The organism is Thermogemmatispora sp., from assembly GCF_042408735.1.
Taxonomy (GTDB): Bacteria; Chloroflexota; Ktedonobacteria; order Ktedonobacterales; family Ktedonobacteraceae; genus Thermogemmatispora.
In genome coordinates, this window is the sequence record NZ_JBHOQV010000010.1 from 1 (window position 1) to 1,315 (window position 1,315).

General features: G+C 66.5%; 2 protein-coding genes. Both read left to right on the forward strand.

The window, feature by feature from the left end; translation table 11 throughout:
• A partial coding sequence (locus ACFMO7_RS00700) for a hypothetical protein (protein WP_376793620.1) occupies window positions 1–319 on the forward strand: 319 nt, incomplete at its 5' end.
• Window positions 320–430: 111 nt separating this feature from the next.
• Complete coding sequence (locus tag ACFMO7_RS00705; protein ID WP_376793621.1) at window positions 431–754, forward strand: hypothetical protein; 324 nt, start codon at window positions 431–433, stop codon at window positions 752–754.
• Window positions 755–1,315 lie beyond the last annotated feature (561 nt).

Sequence of the window (1,315 nt, forward strand, 5' to 3'; positions counted from 1 at the left end):
GCTCTGCGCCGTCGCTCCCGCAGCCTGGGTTGAGGAGCTAATCACCTGCGTGGAGGGGATGCGCCAGGCTCTCCTGGAGGACCTCACCGCCGAGGAAGCCCTGCAGGCCCTGGCCAGGGCCACGGCGCGACTCCTGCAGGAACTGTCTCCAGCAGACCCGCGTATCGAGTTCCTGCTGGCCTGGGTCGAGGGAGAGACGCCCCGATCCACCGGTTCCCGCCAGCCAGGGCACCTGCCCCGTGCGTCTGGCGCTGCGCGCGGAGGGCAGGGCCAGGTGGCCCAGGAGCAGCACGCGGCGGCTGCCACCCTCTGGGAGTGACCCCAGAGCGGACCAGTGGCCGGCAGGCTCTAGCTCCTGGTCCGAGCGCCATCAGGAACCCGCCCATCAGCCAGGCAGGAAGGCAAGACGCAAGAAAGGAGAGCGGCTGACATGACAGGATCACCACCTGGACCCGCGGCAGGGGTCTGCCCCTTTTGCGGGACATCACGGGAGCAGCTCCACGTCTGGGAGCAATGGCTCGAGCGCACGCTGGCCCGCGAGCGGGCGTATCTCGACCGGCGCAAGCGTCGGGGCGTGCGCACGCCCACGGACGACGTCCTGGAAGAGGATCAACGTCATCTGCAGACCCTCCTGCAGGTGATCCGCCGGGCGCGGGCGTGTGCCCCGCTGGCGGGAGCGTTCCCCCTGACACCAGCAGGGCAGCAGGAACCGCCCCTGCGCCCTTCCTGCTCCTCTCCCGAGGAAGGAGCCTGAGCTCCCTGGCGGTTCCCTCGCTGTTGCCGGGGCGGCCCGAAGCGGTCCGGCAACAGCAGGAGAGACCCGGGCAGGCGCGTCGCCTGAGCCAAGAGCACGGAAAGAAGCGTGCTGCCTTCCTGCCCGGGTTCCTTGCTCATGCCTGCGGCATGCCCATCGCTTCCCGCTTGGTTCCCGTGCGCTTCCCTGAAGGCTTCCTGGCGGGAAAGGTATGGTTACTAGGCGGCTGCTGACCAACCGCCAGCGGCTGGCGCCGGGGTGCACCGCTCACCTGCTGCTGCGGCCCTGGCCCCGCTGAAGGGCTATGATGGGTCCTTGCTTCCGGCGAGAGCAGCGCGCGGGCTTCATCGGGCGGTGCATGTGCGCAGTGCCGCGCTGGCTCATGCAGCCCTGGCAACTCATCTTACTGTAGTGATCAATAAACGAAGGAGGCTATCCTTATGCAGCAGCAACCGTCTTCGATACCGACACCTGAACCTAATAAGTTAATGACGATTAAGGAGACCATGCTAAAACTGCGTGTAGGGCGCTCGAAGCTCTACCGAATGATAAAAAATGAAG